Source organism: Bacillus multifaciens (assembly GCF_030756675.1).
Lineage (GTDB): Bacteria > Bacillota > Bacilli > Bacillales > Bacillaceae_G > Bacillus_A > Bacillus_A multifaciens.
The window spans coordinates 1-17,990 of the sequence record NZ_JAVBXD010000034.1 but is presented as its reverse complement, the minus strand read 5'-3'; the positions used below and the strand labels follow the sequence as shown (position 1 = coordinate 17,990).

Below are 17,990 nucleotides of genomic sequence, written 5' to 3'. Positions count from 1 at the left end.
AAAAAATGTATAGGAGAAACAACTATGAAGAACAGACAGATTTATATGGATCCTCCGAAAACATTAGTAGTAGGATTCGCTTTCATTATTTTTATAGGTGCGCTTCTTTTAACGCTTCCGATTGCGACAAAAGACGGTCAAGGTCTTCCTTTCTTAAACGCATTGTTTACAGCTACGTCAGCTACATGTGTAACTGGGCTTGTCGTAGTGGATACTGGAACAACTTTCACGTTGTTTGGCCAACTCGTTATCTTGTTTCTTATTCAAGTAGGTGGCTTAGGTTTTATGACGTTTGCAATCTTTTTTTCTGTTTTGTTAGGAAAAAGGATTTCTTTGAAAGAAAGGCTGTTATTGCAAGAAGCGTTGAACAATTTATCCATTGCAGGTATTGTTCGTTTGGCAAAAAGAATTCTTATTTTTACAGTTGTAATTGAATTCATCGGTGCGATTTTATTAACAATTCGTTTTGCGTTTGATATGCCGCTTTCTAAGGCTATATATTACGGGATATTCCATGCCGTTTCCAATTTTAATAACGCAGGGTTTGATATTATGGGGGAGTTTAAAAGCTTGACTGCGTATGTAGAAGATCCAATTGTTACATTGGTCGTCTGTGCACTCATTACACTAGGCGGTATTGGCTTTATCATTATGAATGAAGTATATGAATATAAACGGATTAGACGCTTTTCCTTGCATACGAAGGTCGTTCTGTTTACAAGTTTTTTGCTAGTAGTAGTGGGCACAGCTCTAATTTTCTTATTGGAATTTCATAATCCAAAAACGTTACAACCGTTATCTGCATTTGGAAAATTTTTAGCTTCTTTATTTCAAGCTATCACACCAAGAACAGCCGGGGCAAATACACTCAATATTCCAGATTTACACCATTCAACCCTTTTTATTATTATTATTCTCATGTATATAGGGGCTTCTCCTGGATCTACGGGGGGAGGAATTAAAACAACCACATTTGCAATCCTTTTAGGTGCAGTACGGTCACAAATAAAAGGAAAAGAAGATGTGATCTTTTTTCGAAAAAGAATTGCATACGACACCATTTATAAATCACTTACCGTTATGTTAGCCGGTCTTTTTATCGTTATAATAGCTGCCATGCTGCTAACAATAACAGAACCAGGAAAGGACTTTTTGATGATTCTCTTTGAAGCAACATCTGCTTTTGGAACGGTAGGGCTCTCTATGGGACTGACCCCTGAATTATCTCCGTTTGGAAAAATCATCATTACTTTAACGATGTTTGCAGGAAGGGTAGGTCCATTGACCATCGCTTTTGCCGTTACACTGCGAAGAAATGCAGATCCGTTCAGTTATCCGAAAGGAAAAATTATGATTGGCTAGATTATCATTCATCCTTAGAGGAGCGATAGGAATATGAAAAAGCAATATGCGGTCATTGGACTTGGAAGGTTTGGTTCAAGCATTGTAAATACATTAGTAGAAGCAGGAAATGAAGTATTGGCAATAGATAGCAACGAAAGACGTGTCAATGAGCTGGAGGATGCGGCTACCCATGCTGTGATCGCTGATGCGACAGATGAAGAAGTATTAAAAGCAATTGGCATTCGGAATATTGATACAGTCATTGTTGCAATTGGAAATGACATTCAAGCAAGCATTTTAACCGTGTTGGTATTGAAAGAATTAGGCGTAAACAAAGTTGTCGTCAAGGCGCTTAATAAACGACACGGCCAGGTATTAGAGAAGGTAGGCGCAGATTGGGTTGTATTTCCCGAGTGGGATATGGGTGAGCGTGTAGCCCATCAGCTTATGTTACCAAATGTTCTTAATTTCATTGAACTCGCCAAAGATTATAGTATTGAAGAAATTAAAGTGCCTCCTAGCATGTCAGGGAAAAGTCTGAAAGAACTAGATATTCGAGCAAAATTAAATTTAAATGTCATTGCTATTAAAAGTAAGGGGAGAATCAACATTTCTCCTTCCCCAGATGAAATTGTACAAGAAGGGGATGGTTTAGTGATGATTGGAGAAAAGATCAATTTGCATCGTTTTGCAGATTTTGAATAAGCGGTTAGCTCGGTAATGATGTAACTTAAATACCTTTTTTAGAGGGACAAGAGCATCTGGCCGTGCATAGAAACTATGATGTTTAAAACAAAAGGAGAAATCAAGAAAAAAGCGATGTAATAGCTCACTACATATGTAAGCTATTACATCGCTTTTTTATACAGACCTCATTCAATATGTTATCAAAATTCTGAAAAATAGTCTATTTCTTTTTGAATCGTGCGGCTAACATAAGAATGAAAGCAATAATGAATGGGGGCTATTATATGTCAGTGTTTGCACAATCTTCATTTCAATGCCGGATCGAGTGGGGGCGGCGCGGAGCTAGGGAAGCAGCAAAACGAGGTGATATTACTATTATTGTCGATGTTCTTAGTTTTTCTTCCGCAGTAGCTAGTGCTTTACATGTAGGTGCTGAAATTTTCCCGTATCCATCGCCGCTGAATGAAAAAGCAAAAGCGTACGCGAACCAATTGGAGGCAGAGCTCATATTAAGCAGAGCAGAAGCTGCAAAAACAGGGAAGCATTCTTTATCTCCGGTAACATTTAGCGGTGCTGATTTAGGGAAAAGATTTGTTTTATGTTCGTTAAACGGTGCATCTTGTACATGGATTGCTTCGAAAGTTCCTGCTCTTTTTATTGGCTGTTTACTCAATGCCTCAGCAGTTGCAGAAGCAGCGAATCATATCCAAAAACAAACGGGCGCCAATATTACAATTGTCCCTTGCGGTGAACATTGGGAGGATACAGAAGATGATGAAAATGACTTGAGGCCAGGGGTAGAGGATTACTTAGGTGCAGGTGCAATTATGGGGAAATTGCAAGGGAGTAAGTCGGTTGAAGCGCAATTATGTATGGGCGCTTTTCGGTATGCAAAGTCCAATCTTAACAAATTTATTTGGGATTGCGGAAGTGGTAGGGAGTTACGAGAGCGTGGCTTTGCGGAAGATGTAACGCATAGTGCAGCTGTAGATGTGCTGCAAGTAGTACCTATTTTACAGAATGGTCGATTTGTGAATTTTGTAAAACAAGATTTCCTTTAAGGTCCTGTTGCAAAGTTTTAATGCCCTGAAAAAATGCGAATTAACATGCACTAATCTGGAATAAACGTTCAATAATATACAATGAATTCTATGTTACATTCATAAATTCGAACAATTTTTAAACTTTGCAACAGAACGCTCTGAATCATCTTTTTCACTTAACTTAGTGTCCAGTTTAGCGTACCATCTTCAATAGCTACGTAATTTTTCTGTCTAACTTTTCGGGCTCAGTTCATTATATTTTCTACTTTGTCTTTATAAACAACATATTCTTTCCCATCCACTAATGCTACCACCGCAAATTCATCATTTGGATTGAATGAAAGCCAGTCAGCCCACATGCTTGTATTAGCCCCTCCACTCCACATATTATGAACAGTGTTTTTAGTTAAATTCATAACTTTATAAGACGCATTTGGTGCATTTGTTCCAGTCTTTATTTCAAATGCGTATGCGTTATGAATTGTTTTATAAAAGTAGAAAACGTTTGATGGACGAAGTTGATTCATAAGATCCTGTTCTTTTTTCTCTGCAATTTTTATCCCTTCTTGTAATGTGACAACATCTGTTCTTAATGTTTTCCAACTGTCTTTAGCTGAATTCAAGTTAGGGTTTAAGAATTTATATCTATTTTGATCAGCTTTTTGAGCTGCTTTATCAATATGTCCCAGTACGCCCGAATATTGAGAGTCTAAATTATCCCATTGTGTGGACATATAAGTAAGAGCAGCAATAGCATTATCAATCGCACTATGCATATCACTAATATTATGAAACGCAACTCCAACTACACGATTTAATGTTATTTTATAATCTACAGTCTTACGTAATTCTGATAATGTAGGCTCTAATCGGCCTAAATTATCTCTTGCTGTACCTATCATTATACCACCAGAAATCAACGTGGGAATAAATGGGATTTTCACCATTGTTAATCCATCAGATTCTAATTTTTTATAATAGTTTACTTGTCCTAAAATTTCATCTAAACGTTTTTGGTCAGTCTCCACATCAGCACCTTGATTTTTTAAAATCGATTGCAAGGTCTCTTTATGGCTTCCAAATGCTCTGACATCTTCTCCAATATCGTTTTTTAATTTAGTTAATTCTTCTATTAATGCTTTTGCAGACTTTTGATTTTGTTGAATTTCCCCCCGTAAATCTGTAATCCCTGTTTTTAAAGCATCTCCATTCCCTGTATTGATCGCTTTTACTAATGTTTCATAATAATTTTCAAATTTTGTATCGTAATCAATAATGTCTGTCAATGTATCTAAAAGTTGTTTTTTTACTTTCGTATCCCATGTAACAGCATGTGCTCTAGCATTCTTTTGATCTTGCACAATTTTATCAGGTAAATCTGTATAACTATTAATCGTAATTCCTTCAAAATTCACATCTGGATTATTAATTAGCAAGTAAGAATAGTCATTCATAGATTTTACAAATACCGCAGCATCTTGCAAGACTTTTTTCATCTGTTCTTCATTTGCTGAAAGGGACATATCGCCACTGTTAGTTTGTTGAATTTCACTTGCAAAGGCTGTTACTGGTGTAACTACATTAGCTGTTGTAATCGTTAAAAAAGTCGATACAGCGAGTAGTTTGTAAGGGATTTTTTTTATCATTTTATATTCCTCCTATGTAGGCTTTGATTGTAAGTTCAATTCTTCTTTAAAAGCGAAATTAGTTCTGCATCTTTATGAATGTCATTTCAACTTTGTTTAGCAGCATTTAAATCATTAAGTATTAAAGAGAATTTATGCTGTTACATAGAGTCGATATTATTAAGTAAATCTTTATAATTAGTCCTCATTGTTTTCTATTGTTATTGAATATTTGTTAGGGTGTTAAACTCAAGAAACTCTCGATATTATTTACTTATGTAGAATGTAAGGACCTTACGCCCTCATTTAAACATTATGTTTTTAATAAGTAAACAATAAAATTTGACCACCTACATTTAGAAATTTAGATGTTTTATATTTGTGTTTGGAAAAATATTATATCTGAAAAATTAAATATTATTAATTACTTTACTAAGTGAAATAATTATGCTCTGATAATTAAATTTAAACGAAAATGATTTGTATCAATTTATGTTAATCGCTGGATAAAAAATATTTTTAATATAATTTAATAGTGCTTTGTTTGTTGTTTTACTTTATTTAGGAAATGCAAAATTGCATATAAATACGGGGCATATTAACGATAAATACCCCAAAATATTATTATCTAATGAATAGTAATTATAGTTCCTGTAAATATTACAGGGGAATATTTCCTTCTAAAGAGAATGTGATGTGATGTGCTAAAAATATTTTGAAACGTATAGGTATACACTAGATACACCAGGAGAATATAAAGCAAAAAACAAGGATAACTATATAGAGGATAAAACGCTTGGAGAGTATAAAATGAAAAGTAATAAAGAGTGGAACTTAATCTCTCATTAGTGGACGATAAGACACCATTTTTAAGATGGAGAGAGTAGCAAAGAAGATTTTGGATGAAACTTATACACGGAAAAGGCGAAGTCTTGAATCAAACTCCCCCTTTTTTGTGTATAAGAATTTATTAATTATTGTATAATTATTTTACGATGTAATCCTAGATTCTCTATGTTTTGGACAATTTTGCATGCCCTATTGTTCTGAAGGTCCCACTTTTAAGTTTTTTATCCCGTCTTTTAGTGTGATTGCATCTTTTGTTAATGTTTTCCAACTACCTTTAGCTGCATCCAAGGTAGGTTTTAAGAATTTAAATTTATTTTGATCAGCTTTCCCAGATGCCTTTTCAATATGTCCTAGTACTCCTGAATATTTAGAATCTAAATCTTGCCATTGCGCGGACATATAAGTAAGAGTGCTAATGGCTTTATCAATCGCACCATGCATCTCACTAATATTATTAAACGCAACTGTAACTACACGATTTAATGTTATTTTAAAATCTATAGTCTGACGTAATTTTGCTAATTCTGGCTCTAACCAACCTAAATTATTTCTTGCTGTACCTATCATTATACCGCCAGAAATCCATGTGAAAATAGTGGGAATAGATACTGTTATTATTCCATCAGATTCTAATTTTTTATAATAGTTTATTTGTCCTAAAACTTCATTTAGATGCTTTTGATCGTCTTCAATCGCGGCTCCTTGGTTTTCTAAAATCGACTGCAAGAGAGCTTTATCGCTTCCAAATGCTCTAACATCTTGTCCGATATCTTCTTTTAACTTAGTTAGTTCTTGTATTAATTTTTGTGCATGCTCTTGGTTTTGTTGAATTCCACTTCGTAAATCTGTAATCCCTTTTTTTAAAGTATCTCCATTCCCGGAATTAATCGCCTCCACTAATGTTCCGTAATGATTGTCAAATTTTTTATCATATTCAATGATGTCTGTCAATGTATCTAACAGCTGTTTTTTTACCTGTGTATCCCATGTAACAGCATGTTCTCTAGCATTCTTTTGATCTTGTATAATTTTACCAGGTAAGTCTGCATGCCCATTAATAGTAATTCCTTGAAAATTCACATCTGGATTATGAATTAACAAATAAGAATAGTCACTCATAGATTTTGCAAATACCCCAGCATCTTGCAAAGCTTTTTTCATCTGCTCTTCATTTGCTGAAAGAGACATATCTCCATTGTTAGTTTGTTCAATTTCACTTGCAAAAGCTGTTACTGGTGTAACTATATTAGCGGTTGTAATCGTTAAAAACGTCGATACAGCGAGTAGCTTGTAAGGAATTTTATTTATCATTTCATGGTCCTCCTATGTAGGTTTTGATTATAAGTTTTATTCTTCTTTAAAAGTAAAATGAGTTCTGCATCTTTATGAATATCATTCAAAGATAATTTAAAGTGAAAGGCGAAGTCCTTAATCAGACTCCGCCTTTTCGATGTATAAGGAATTGTTAAATGAATATTTAACGATGTAATCCTAGATTTCTATATGTTTTTAGGCAACTTTACAACAGAACCGATCTTTCCTTGTTATTGTGGATTAATAGGCTCCACTTTTAATTCTTTGATACCTTCTTTTAATGTGAGCGCATCGGTGTGTAATGTTTTCCAACTGTCTTTAGCTGCATTCAAGTTAGGTTTTAAGAATTTAAATTTATTTTGATCAGCTTTTTCAGAAGCTTTTTCAATATGTCCTAGTACTCCTGAATATTGAGAATCTAAATCATGCCATTGCGTAGACATATAAGTAAGAGAATTAATAGCATCATCAAGCGCCTTATGCATCTCGCTAATACTAGTATGTGCAACTCTAACTACACGATTTAATGTTACTTTATAATCTACAGTCTTACGTAATTCTACTAATTCTGGCTCTAATTTCTTCAAATTCTCTTGTGCTGTAAGCACGATTAAACCACCAATTAACGGTAGGCCCAAAATGGCACCCTTCATTACATTGAATCCATCAGATTCTAATTGTTTATAATAGTTTACTGATCCTAAAACTTTATCTAGACGCTCTTGATCGGCTGCAACATCAGCACCTTGGTTTTTTAAAATTGACTCCAAGAGCTCTTTATTACTGCCAAATTCTCTAACATCTTGTCCAATAGCGTCTCTTAATTTAGTTAATTCTACTATTAATTGTTGTGCAACCTTTTGATTTTGTTGAACTTCAGTTCGTAAATCTGTAATCCCTTCTTTTAAAGTAGCTCCATCCCCTTTATTAATCGCCTCTACTATTGTGTCATAATAACTATCAAATGTTCTATCGTATTCAACAATGCCTGTCAATGTATCTAACAGCTGTTTTTTTACTTGCGTATCCCATGTAATAGCATGTGCTCTAGCATTCTTTTGATCTTGTACAATTTTACCAGGTAAATCTGCATACCCATTAATGTTAATTCCTTCAAATTTCACATCTGGAGTTGTAATTAACATATAAGAATAAGCATTCATAGATTTTGCAAATAATCCAGCCTTTTGTAATGTTTCTTTCATCTTCACGTTATTTGCTGAAAGAGACTCTCCAGTGTTAGCTTGTTCAATTTCACTTGCAAAAGTTGCTACTGGCGAAATCACAGAAGTTGTTGTCATCGTTAAAAGCGCCGATGCAACGAGTATTTTGTAAGGGATTTTTTTCATCGTTTCATATTCCTCCTATATAGCTTTTGATTTTTAGTTCTTTGCTTCTTGTGTAAAAGCGATGTCTTTCGAAATGAATTCTGCATCTTTATGAATATCACTCCAGCTTTGTTTAGCAGCTTTTAAATCATCAAGTATTAAAGAGAATTTATGTTCTTGCATAGAGTCGATATTATCATGTAAATCTGTATAATTGGCCCCCATTTTATTCCATTGTTGTTGGATACTTGTTAGAGACATTATCGCTTGATCCACTGTTTGATACAGATCTGTTAAAGTTGCTTTCGCGTTAGTAAGCGAAATAACTGCTTGGCTAGCAAGATCGGCTTTCGTACCTAATTCTCCAATTTTTTTAGAAATTTCGTTATAGGAGTCCATATGTTTAGACGCCGCGACACCAGATGCTGTTCCTAAACCGATACCAGCTGCACCGAGAGCTGCAAGACCGCCAATAACAGCTGGTGTTGCTGTACCGCCAGTCACAACAATTACTACCGTTCCTGCAATGGCTGCGGCAACTAAAATGAATGCTCCCAATCCACCACCAATTGACCATGCTAATACATTGTTAAAATGCTCTGTCTGAGTAGAACGTAGCTTCTCAATTTCAGCTTGAAGTTGTGGAATCAGGGCATTATTTCCGGCTAGTAGTGCCGTTAATCCACCTTGGCCATCTGGGCCACCAACATTATTTTTAAACCCTGTAGAATTGTCATACAGTTTTGCTTTGAAGTCTTGTAACATCTTAATTACTTCTGTAACTTCTTTTGAATTTGTATTAATTGTAGTGATTAAATCACTTAGGCCCTCTTTTAACTCTGCTTTATCTTTCTTTTGTACAGCAGCTGCCAATATATCGTAATAATTTTTAAATTGTTCATCGTAATTCACGATATTACGCGCTGTTTTTTGAATTTTTGGCTTCGCTGTATCTAACCAATAATTCGCATTGATTCGTGACAGTTCCTGGTTAAGGTGAATATTTTTAATTAATTCTGCTCCTTCTGAACCTAAATCAATATTGGATAAATTTATATTTGGCTGTTTAATCATTGTTTTTGCGTACAAATCCATTACAAGAATATGAGATCCTGTTTCAGCTAATGCTTTCTTCAGCCCTTCAGACCCTAATTCATAATTCCCTACTTTTTGTTCTTGAGCAGTTTGTTCCTGGGCAAGTACGTGAATAGTGTTGCCGTTAGTAGCAGTTATAAGTGTTGCTAGAGTGGCTACAGCTAACACTTTAAATGGAAGTTTTTTCATAACTATTCTCCTTCTCGGTTTTTTGATAGATTTTTATCATCGTTATATTATTTTTGTTAAATTCATAATATTAAAACTTATTAGCTTGTTCTCCAAGGTAACTTGTTACATTTTTTAATTGTCTTAATGTATCTTTTTGAGACTGCTGATCAGTTGTATCAACATTAGTAGATAATTTTGTAATACTATTTTTGATTAGATCCAAATCCGCTTTATAGCGTTTTAGTAGGTCAAGTTCTACATCTACTTGATTTGCAAATGTATGTAAATCATTTTGCATAATAAGAAGCATTGACTTTTGTAAATCTGCTACTGTTAGGTTCTTTGTTAAATCATAAAATTTTTGGTTTTGTGTCTCTAAATCAGCTAAATGTGCTCGTTGCTCTGCTGTTAGTTTATTTATCTCAGCGAAGGCACTATATGTTTTTTTAATTTTTTCAGGGTCAATAACTTTCGTAAGGTCATACTCTTTTGTCTTTGTAACTGCTGCTGCAGCTATTTCAGCTTTTTTGGTTTTCTCAATTGCTTCACGAGCTTCTTTTTTGGCAGTCTCAATCTCTAGAGCAGATTTACCTTTTTCTTTCAATTCTTGCTCTACTTTTTTCTCTGCTTCTAAAATAGAGTTGTTAATTTCTTTTCCTTTGTTATACGCTACCACTGCTGTTTGAGCAGCCGGTTCAATGATATCTTTTGAAAGATTATAGACTTCTTTGAATATAGTAAGTCCTTGTTCATTTAAAGCTCCTGGTAACAATGCGATTTGTTGTAAATCATTTTGAATTGATTTTTGGGTATTTTGTAATTCATTTTTTAGCTGGTCAATTTTTCCTGTGCCCTCTGAACTTAGTACACCCTGTGCTTTTGTCACGTCAGTATCAAGATTTTTAAGTTTTGTATCAAGCTGTAATTTAAGATCTGTTAATTCATTAATTTGACGTTGTACGTTTTCTTGGTTCGTCATAGCCATATCTTGAAGAACTTCAAGTCTATCTACAAACCCTTCTTTATCTTCTTTACTGTCTACAAACGCTTTTAATGTTGGATAATAGCTATTAAATTTAGTTACAAATCCTTTACTTTTTGAATTTAATAGAATTAATTTTGGGTAAAGTTCCGATGACCATTCGTTCATATCTTTCTTGATTAGGTCTTGATTCGTATTTAAAGCTGGGACTTCCGCTAGCTGTACATTAGGATTCATTAAAGCATGATCTATATATGTTTGAATTAATTTAGATTGCGCACCTAATTTTCGTAATGATGAGGAAATATCCGTGTTTTCCTGTTGCGTCTCTGCCTGAGCGATTGGCGTTGCGAGAGCATTGATAGGAATATTCGCCCCAGTAACAATGGATGTTATTAAAAATCCTGTAATTATTTTATTTTTCATTCAGAACACCTCTTCACTATTGTCTTTTTACAATTTTATTCATACATCTTGAACGATCTATCGCTTTGTTTTCCCCTTGCATAATTGAGGTAGGAGAATTCTTTCGGATAGAGTGTTAAATCAAGAAACTCTCGTTATTATCTATTTTCATAGAATGTAAGGACCTTACGCCCTCATTGTAAACATTATGTTTTTGATAAGTAAACAGTAAAATTTCATTGTTTATATTTGAAGATTCAGACGTTTTGTATTTTGGTTGAGAAAAATATTATAGTTAAAAAACTAAATATTATTAGTCATTTTACGAAGTGAAATAATTATACTCTGATAATTAAAGCTAAAATGTAGTAATTTTCATTGATCTATATGAATCGCTTGATAAAATATGTTTTTAATATAATTTTAAAGTACCTTGTATATTGACTTACTTTATTTGGGAAATGTAAAATTGCATATTAATATGGTCATATCAACGATAAATAATCCATAAACTTATTATCTTATGAATAGTAATTATATTTTCCATAAACATTACAGGGGAAAAGTTTTTTATACAGGGAATAAGATGAAGTATGCTAAAAATATTTCTAAATGTACTAGGTATAAACTAAATACACATGGAGAATACAGAGCGAAAAACAAGGATAACTATATAGGAGAGAAAACGCTTGAAGGGTATAAAATGAATAATAATATATATCCAAGTTAAAAAAACGACATAAAAATCCTTTTCTTTTAGAGGAGGACGAGAGTATCTGGCTATGCATAGAAGCGGTCAGGGCCTTTGCAAGGTTTGAAAACAAAAGTAGACAATAAGTGCAGGCTCCTGCCCGGTTTGCATGACAGCAGTCTATATGCCAAAAAATGAATTTGTAAGTAATAGAGAGACACATCTTCACTAGAAGCATACCCTTTTCTAAATTTCTAAAAGGTATAGCTGAGTAGTTACAAAGTTTTTAAAAGTAAACAAACCTCTATAATTATCTTGGCATTTGGATGAAACTTATATAAAAGTGAAAGGCGAAGTCTGTAATCAGACTCCGCCTTTTCGGTGTGTAAAGGAAGTTTTAAATGATTATTTAACGATATAATCTTAGATTTTCTATGTTTTTGACAACTTTGCATTCCTTATTTTTGTGAAGGTTCCACTTTTAATTCTTTGATTCCTTCTTTTAATGTGGACGCATCTGTTTTAAATGTTTTCCAATTATCTTTAGCTGCCTTCAAGTTAGGTTCTAAGAATTTAAATTTGTTTTGATCAGCGTTTTCAGAGGTATTCTCAATATGTTGAAGTACCGCTGTATATTGAGAATCTAAGTTATTCCATTGCGTGGACATATAAGTAAGAGCATCAATAGCCTTATCAATCGTATTATGCATCTCATTCATATTACTATACGTAACTCCAACTACACGATTTAATGTTACTTTATGATCTACAGGCTGACTTAATTTTTCTAATAATTGCTTTGATACCGGCTCTAGGTCTTTTAATTGATCTTTGGCTACACCTAGCATGATACCACCAGCAAGCATTGTCGGAACAGTCGGAACGAATAATACTTTTATTCCATCAGATTTTATTTTTTTATAGTAGTTTATTTTCGCTAAAACGTCATTTAGACGTTTTTCATCTTCTTCAATCTCAGTTGCTTGTTTTTTTAATATTGAACTCAAGAGATCTTTATGGTCTCCAAATGCACTGACATCTTGTCCAATATCGTCTTTTAACTTAGTTAATTCTTGTATTAACCTTTTTGTATACTCTTGGTTTTGTTTAATTTCACCTTGTAAATCTGTAATTCCTTCTTTTAAAGTATCCCCATCCCCGGCATTAATCGCATCTACTAGCACTTCGTAATAATTATCAAAAGTTGTATCGTATTTTACAATACCTGTCAATGTATCTAAAAGCTGTCTTTTTATTTGCGTATCCCATTTAACAGCATGTTCTCTTGCATTCTGTTGATCTTGTAGAATTTGATTAGGTAAATCTGTATGCCCTTCCATATCAATTCTTGCAAAATTCACATTTGGATTATTAAGTAATAAATAAGAATAGTCATTCATAGATTTTGCAAATAACCCGGTCTCTTGCAATGCTGTTTTCATCTTTTCTTCATTTACGGAAAGAGACATATCGCTAGTAGTAGTTTGTTCAATTTCACTTGCAAAAGCTGCTACTGGTGTAACTACATTAGCTGTTGTAATCGTTAAAAATGTGGATACAGCAAGTAGTTTGTAAGGGATTTTATTTATCATTTTATATTCCTCCATAGGGTGTGATTTTCAGTTCTATATTCCTAGATCTTCAACGAACTACTGTTGGGCTCTCTCCTTGCACACGCTTGAGAAAGGAGAGTTCTTTTGGATAGAAGGTTAAAAATTCTCGTTATGATTTACTTCCATAGAATGTAAGGTCCTTACGCCCCTCATTTAAACATTATGTTTTTAAGAAGTAAACAATAAAATTTCATTACCTATATTTTGTAATTCGGATATTTTATATTTATATGTAGAAAAATATTATATTTTAAAAATTAAATACTAATAATTACTTTACTAAGTAAAATAATTATACTCATATATATTAAATATAAAATGAAATGGTTTTTTATTAATCTATATTCATTTCTTGTTAAAAAATGTTTTTAATATAATTAAATAGTACTTTGTATGTTAATTTACTATATTTAGGAAATGCAAAATTGCATATAAATATGGCCATATTAACCATAAATAACGCATCATATTATTATCTTATGAATAGTAATTTCATGTAAGCCTATCGATCTTTAGTGATACTTTTGAAAGAAATTTGTTACAGTTTTGCAAGAAAATTGAAAGATATTTAAGCTAAGATGGATTTACTGATATTAGTTTTATCTTACAAAGAACATTCAAGGCATGCATTTTATACTCGCAAATTCTTGAACAAATTTGTGAGTTTGGATACAAGAAGAGTAAGACAGTAACTGTGTTAATGAGGCATCTATATAAATATAAATTGAAAAACCGACATAAAAATCCCCCTTTCTTTTTAGGGAGGACGTGAGCGCCTAGCCATGCATAGGAGAGGTCAGGGCCTTTTCCTGCCCCATGCGATGTTTTAAAACAAAGGAAGCAGGCTAATAGCGGTCCTGTTATATTCTGCATAGCAGCGATTTATATGTCGAGAAATCAAAATGGATTTATATATGTAAAAAGTTAGAGTAACATAGGTTATTGGATTTGAGATAACTGGGGGAAATACAATATGAAATTACGAAATCAATTGTTATTGATGAATATATTAAGCACCGGAATTATGTTAAGCGCTATCTGGTATAGTGAAATGAAAATGTTACTTAGACCAGAGCAAACGCAGCTATTTATAGGAATTGTAATTGTAGCAATGGCGTTTTCAACAATGATTTATTGGATATTAACACGCCCTATTACGGAATCGATCCAGAACTTGATTGTATTAACAAAGCAATTTAGTGATAGACAATTTGGGACGATGTATAGAATTGGATATGGACCACAAGAGTTTAAGGAATTAGCGACCGCTTTTCAACAAATGGCTAAAAAGTTAGAAGAAGGGTTTACTCAGTTAGAAGAAGGAGAGAAAGCACGTACAGAGCTCATTGCGAATATTTCACATGACTTACGAACGCCTATGGCTAACATACAATTGATGGTAGAGGCATTACAAGATGATGTAATTGAGGATCCTGAAATGAAAGCGCAGTACTTAACAATAATCCATAAAGAAATACAAAGGTTAAGTGGACTAATTAATGATTTATTTGATCTTTCTAAGTTAGAACTTGGGCAGGAAGATTTTTATCCAAGTTTCACACATATGGATCGTATTCTATTAGAAGTACTAGATTCACATTCTATTTTATTAGAGGAAAGACAGATCCATTTGCAATTACAAGTTTCTGATACATTGCCTAAGCTCTGGATTATGCCTTGCAAGATAGCACGAGTTATTAGTAATTTGTTACATAATGCAATTCGATATTCTCCAGTGTCTGGAACGATTGAGTTAATTGTAGAAGAAAATAAGCAGAAACATCACGTTCAATTTATTGTACGTGATGAAGGAGAAGGCATTGCTTATAGTGATCAACTGCGCATATTTGAACGCTTTTTTAGAACGGATCCATCAAGAAGTTCACAATCTGGGGGATCTGGGCTTGGATTAGCCATTGCACAATCATTAATTGAAATGCACAAAGGCGAAATTGGTGTACGAGATCGTTCAGACGGTAAACAAGGGAGTGAATTTTGGTTTAATCTTCCCGTTACACTGGAAAAGAAGTAAGACGATTGAAAGACTTTTGTAATATTTACGAAAGGGAATTGAAAGATTTACTAGATATGATGTAGTCAAACATACTAAGCGAGGGAAACGAAATGAAAAAGACATTTAAAACATCAGGAATTGGAAAGAAGGTAATTCCTGCAACAGCAGCATTAGGTATTCTTTTTTCTATGGCTCCTATTGGAGAGAACAAGGCTAGCGCAGGTATAGGTACCGTACTAGATGTGACGATTACTTCATTAGGTATAGTGAAAGACATTTATGAAGGACTTGGGATATCTCCAGATGCTCCAGGACCAGGCACTCACATTGATGTGTATGCAGAAAATATAACTTACAAGGCTCCTAATTTTACACCTGGGGAATTTAATATTTCCATGTATCATACAGAAAATGACTCGAATTTTACTAAATCCGTTAAAGTACTCTATCCAAATGGAAAAATTGAAATTCATAAATTAAAAACTGGGCAGCAGCTTAAAATTACTGAAGCGGGTACAATTATAGATCTAAATCCTAATGCAACATCTGTCTCAGAACACGATCTTCTTTACATTACACAAGCACAATTAGACGAAGGAAAGACCGGAGTTGTGATGAATCAAGGTCAAACTGCATTCGTAGAAAAAACATCTGGTAAAAACCCAAGACTTGTTATTCCATTTCATAAGAAAAGACACCCATCATATACATCTGAATGGTCATTTGCTAGAGGAACAGATGCCCTATTTGATGAGTTGTCAGAAGAGGAAAAACAAATATCAACACTGACTTCAAAGCCAGTATCCAAAGATGTCCTTTGGAATTATCTCACAAGCGATTCTAAAGCTCTTGCAGATTTTCATGACCGATCAGTAAAGCTATTAGCAAATACGAAACTGAATCTAGAAACACCTCTTGCATTACCATTTATTACATTGAATGACGGTAAACCTTATCAAATTATTCCTTATGAAAAAGGAACAAATAAAGTAGTAATAAAAACAGGTCCAAAATATCTTTCAGGGAAAGAAGGAAATGCACTTCAATATTCCGATTCGATTGGTGAGGATGAAGTGTTTGAACTTGTTCAAATTGAAAATTCTGGTCAAAACGAATTTCAATTCCGTTTGAATAACAAGAATGGAGTAAGTTTGGCTGGTAATCAGTATATTTCCCAATTTGGTACGGATTGGAGCTTCAAATCTGAAATTCGTTTCACTGCAAAAAACAATAATGAAATTCATAATTGGCTAAGAGAGTGGTATCCGGGGAAAGAAAATGCGAAGCAAAAATATGACGAAGTAGAGATCAAAAGTGATGAAAAGGATCTTACGGAATGGACTGCAAAAGATTCTTCTGGGAACGTGATAAAAAACAGTTGGGTAAACCGAGGTTCTGATTATTATTATGCAGGTTCTGATGGAGTTTTCTTAAAGGGTTGGCATGAAATTGAAGGTAAGAAATATTATTTCCATCCAGATTATTTCGGGGCAGTATTATCGACAAGTGGCTCGAATGGAAATCATAAGATTGATGGGAAGAACTATCACTTTGATGATAAAGGTGCTTTGCAACGATCAGCTTGGAGCGATCAAAGCTATTCTGATGAGTCCGGAGTGTTTATTAAGGAAGGTTTACGAGAAATCGATGGTAAAGTTTATTATTTCCAAAATTACGAGGCCACTACAAATGAACTACGTCTAGAAGATAAAAATATCATTCTTCATTTTTCTGACAAAGGCGTGCTGGAGAGAGCTACTGATCTGAATGGAAAAGCGCTAAATAGTATAACTTATGTTACTCTTAATGAGAAACAGTTGGTGTTTGAAAAAGATGGTTCTATTAGAAAAAACGGTGTCTCTAAAATCTTTTTACCTGGATTATTTGATAAAAAGGATCAACCCGTACTGGTTTATTACAACTTAGAAGAAGGGCCTGCCTATACTGGTTGGAAAGAAATTGATGGTAAAAAATATCATTTCGTGGGTGGCAAACACTATACTTTCGATGGTCATGAACCTATTGACGGAAAAAGATATTATTTTAATCAGGACGGAGAAGCTAAGCTAACTGGGTTTGATAAAGTTAACAATAAAATATACTATTATAACGATAAAGGCGAAATGCAAACGGGATGGCAAGAAATCGATGGCAAGTGGTATTACTTCGATGAGTCTGGAGCAGCTAAAATAGGATGGTTCCAAGTTGGTGGCGGATACCACTTCCCTTATTATGGATACTTTACTTATTATGCTAAAGAGGATGGTTCTATTTATACAGATACCAATGTTGAAATCAATGGAAAAACCTATAAATTTGACAGCCATGGGCACAAAGGTTATTAATAATACAAAAAAGCCTATTTTTATTTTTATATTTATGACTTGTCAACAGAGATTCCTCTAACTAACTTAATCCATATAACTCTAAAAAACTAAAAATAGATGTTCCACTCAGTGAATGAGAAAATGGTTTGAAGAGTTATCCTATATTTGTAAAAATGGGTCATATCATGCAATGGATTTTACTCCTATAATATGACCCATTTTATTTTTTTTTGCTTCAATCTTTTCAATTTGTATTGTACTCTCATATATCACCGACTTTTCTGTTATAATAGCTTTTGCAGTCAATTTTGGAATGGATATCATAATAATTGTCTTTTTGCTACAAGGTTTTTCTAAGCTTAGTAGAATTTGATTACATATATCCACTTTGATCTTTTAACATCTATATAAATCAATTTTAATTTTTCGACATATAAGTTGCTGTTATGCAGACTGCAACACCACCTGTACTCGCTTTTTCCCTTTGTTTTAAAACATCGCA

The 17,990-nt window shown here is 33.6% G+C and carries 11 protein-coding genes; 5 read left to right on the top strand and 6 right to left on the bottom strand.

Annotation, left to right across the window (positions count from 1 at the left end):
* The first annotated feature begins 24 nt into the window (after positions 1 to 24).
* The 3 genes from Q9306_RS18770 (at position 25) to Q9306_RS18760 (ending at position 3,092) form a co-directional block, all read left to right on the top strand.
* Positions 25 to 1,362 carry a TrkH family potassium uptake protein gene (locus Q9306_RS18770; protein WP_306201187.1) on the top strand — a complete coding sequence of 446 codons (1,338 nt, stop codon included), beginning with the start codon at positions 25 to 27 and terminating at the stop codon, positions 1,360 to 1,362.
* Between the two features lie 33 nt (positions 1,363 to 1,395).
* Positions 1,396 to 2,049 (top strand): potassium channel family protein, encoded by a 654-nt coding sequence (locus Q9306_RS18765; RefSeq protein WP_306201184.1) that lies wholly within the window; start codon positions 1,396 to 1,398, stop codon positions 2,047 to 2,049.
* A 266-nt stretch (positions 2,050 to 2,315) separates the two neighbouring features.
* A complete protein-coding gene (locus Q9306_RS18760) occupies positions 2,316 to 3,092 on the top strand; it encodes a 2-phosphosulfolactate phosphatase (protein ID WP_306201182.1) in 777 nt (258 codons plus the stop codon).
* Positions 3,093 to 3,319: 227 nt separating this feature from the next.
* Here Q9306_RS18760 and hblB read toward each other — a convergent pair whose 3' ends face one another.
* The 6 genes from hblB to Q9306_RS18730 all read right to left on the bottom strand — a co-directional run bounded on the left by hblB (position 3,320) and on the right by Q9306_RS18730 (position 13,126).
* Positions 3,320 to 4,720, bottom strand: a complete 1,401-nt coding sequence (gene hblB / locus Q9306_RS18755) for a hemolysin BL regulatory component HblB (protein WP_306201180.1) — start codon at positions 4,718 to 4,720, stop codon at positions 3,320 to 3,322.
* 1,017 nt (positions 4,721 to 5,737) lie between these two features.
* Positions 5,738 to 6,859 carry a ClyA family alpha-helical pore-forming toxin gene (locus Q9306_RS18750; protein WP_306201178.1) on the bottom strand — a complete coding sequence of 374 codons (1,122 nt, stop codon included), beginning with the start codon at positions 6,857 to 6,859 and terminating at the stop codon, positions 5,738 to 5,740.
* Between the two features lie 233 nt (positions 6,860 to 7,092).
* Entirely contained in the window at positions 7,093 to 8,211 is a 1,119-nt protein-coding gene (gene hblA, locus Q9306_RS18745; RefSeq protein WP_306201176.1) for a hemolysin BL binding component B, read from the bottom strand.
* A 33-nt stretch (positions 8,212 to 8,244) separates the two neighbouring features.
* Positions 8,245 to 9,474, bottom strand: a complete 1,230-nt coding sequence (gene hblD / locus Q9306_RS18740; protein WP_306201174.1) for a hemolysin BL lytic component L1 — start codon at positions 9,472 to 9,474, stop codon at positions 8,245 to 8,247.
* A 70-nt stretch (positions 9,475 to 9,544) separates the two neighbouring features.
* Positions 9,545 to 10,864, bottom strand: a complete 1,320-nt coding sequence (gene hblC, locus Q9306_RS18735) for a hemolysin BL lytic component L2 (RefSeq protein WP_306201172.1) — start codon at positions 10,862 to 10,864, stop codon at positions 9,545 to 9,547.
* Between the two features lie 1,128 nt (positions 10,865 to 11,992).
* Complete coding sequence (locus Q9306_RS18730; RefSeq protein ID WP_306201170.1) at positions 11,993 to 13,126, bottom strand: ClyA family alpha-helical pore-forming toxin; 1,134 nt, start codon at positions 13,124 to 13,126, stop codon at positions 11,993 to 11,995.
* Positions 13,127 to 14,120: 994 nt separating this feature from the next.
* Here Q9306_RS18730 and Q9306_RS18725 point away from each other — a divergent pair.
* On the top strand, positions 14,121 to 15,179 hold the full coding sequence (locus Q9306_RS18725) for a sensor histidine kinase (protein ID WP_306201168.1): 1,059 nt from the start codon (positions 14,121 to 14,123) through the stop codon (positions 15,177 to 15,179).
* 92 nt (positions 15,180 to 15,271) lie between these two features.
* Positions 15,272 to 17,506 carry an N-acetylmuramoyl-L-alanine amidase family protein gene (locus tag Q9306_RS18720; RefSeq protein WP_306201166.1) on the top strand — a complete coding sequence of 745 codons (2,235 nt, stop codon included), beginning with the start codon at positions 15,272 to 15,274 and terminating at the stop codon, positions 17,504 to 17,506.
* Positions 17,507 to 17,990 lie beyond the last annotated feature (484 nt).

Coding starts and splice junctions, on each gene's coding strand:
- Q9306_RS18770 (WP_306201187.1), top strand. CDS start 25: ATGAAGAACAGACAGATTTATATGGATCCTCCGAAAACATTAGTAGTA.
- Q9306_RS18765 (WP_306201184.1), top strand. CDS start 1,396: ATGAAAAAGCAATATGCGGTCATTGGACTTGGAAGGTTTGGTTCAAGC.
- Q9306_RS18760 (WP_306201182.1), top strand. CDS start 2,316: ATGTCAGTGTTTGCACAATCTTCATTTCAATGCCGGATCGAGTGGGGG.
- hblB (WP_306201180.1), bottom strand. CDS start 4,720: ATGATAAAAAAAATCCCTTACAAACTACTCGCTGTATCGACTTTTTTA.
- Q9306_RS18750 (WP_306201178.1), bottom strand. CDS start 6,859: ATGATAAATAAAATTCCTTACAAGCTACTCGCTGTATCGACGTTTTTA.
- hblA (WP_306201176.1), bottom strand. CDS start 8,211: ATGAAAAAAATCCCTTACAAAATACTCGTTGCATCGGCGCTTTTAACG.
- hblD (WP_306201174.1), bottom strand. CDS start 9,474: ATGAAAAAACTTCCATTTAAAGTGTTAGCTGTAGCCACTCTAGCAACA.
- hblC (WP_306201172.1), bottom strand. CDS start 10,864: ATGAAAAATAAAATAATTACAGGATTTTTAATAACATCCATTGTTACT.
- Q9306_RS18730 (WP_306201170.1), bottom strand. CDS start 13,126: ATGATAAATAAAATCCCTTACAAACTACTTGCTGTATCCACATTTTTA.
- Q9306_RS18725 (WP_306201168.1), top strand. CDS start 14,121: ATGAAATTACGAAATCAATTGTTATTGATGAATATATTAAGCACCGGA.
- Q9306_RS18720 (WP_306201166.1), top strand. CDS start 15,272: ATGAAAAAGACATTTAAAACATCAGGAATTGGAAAGAAGGTAATTCCT.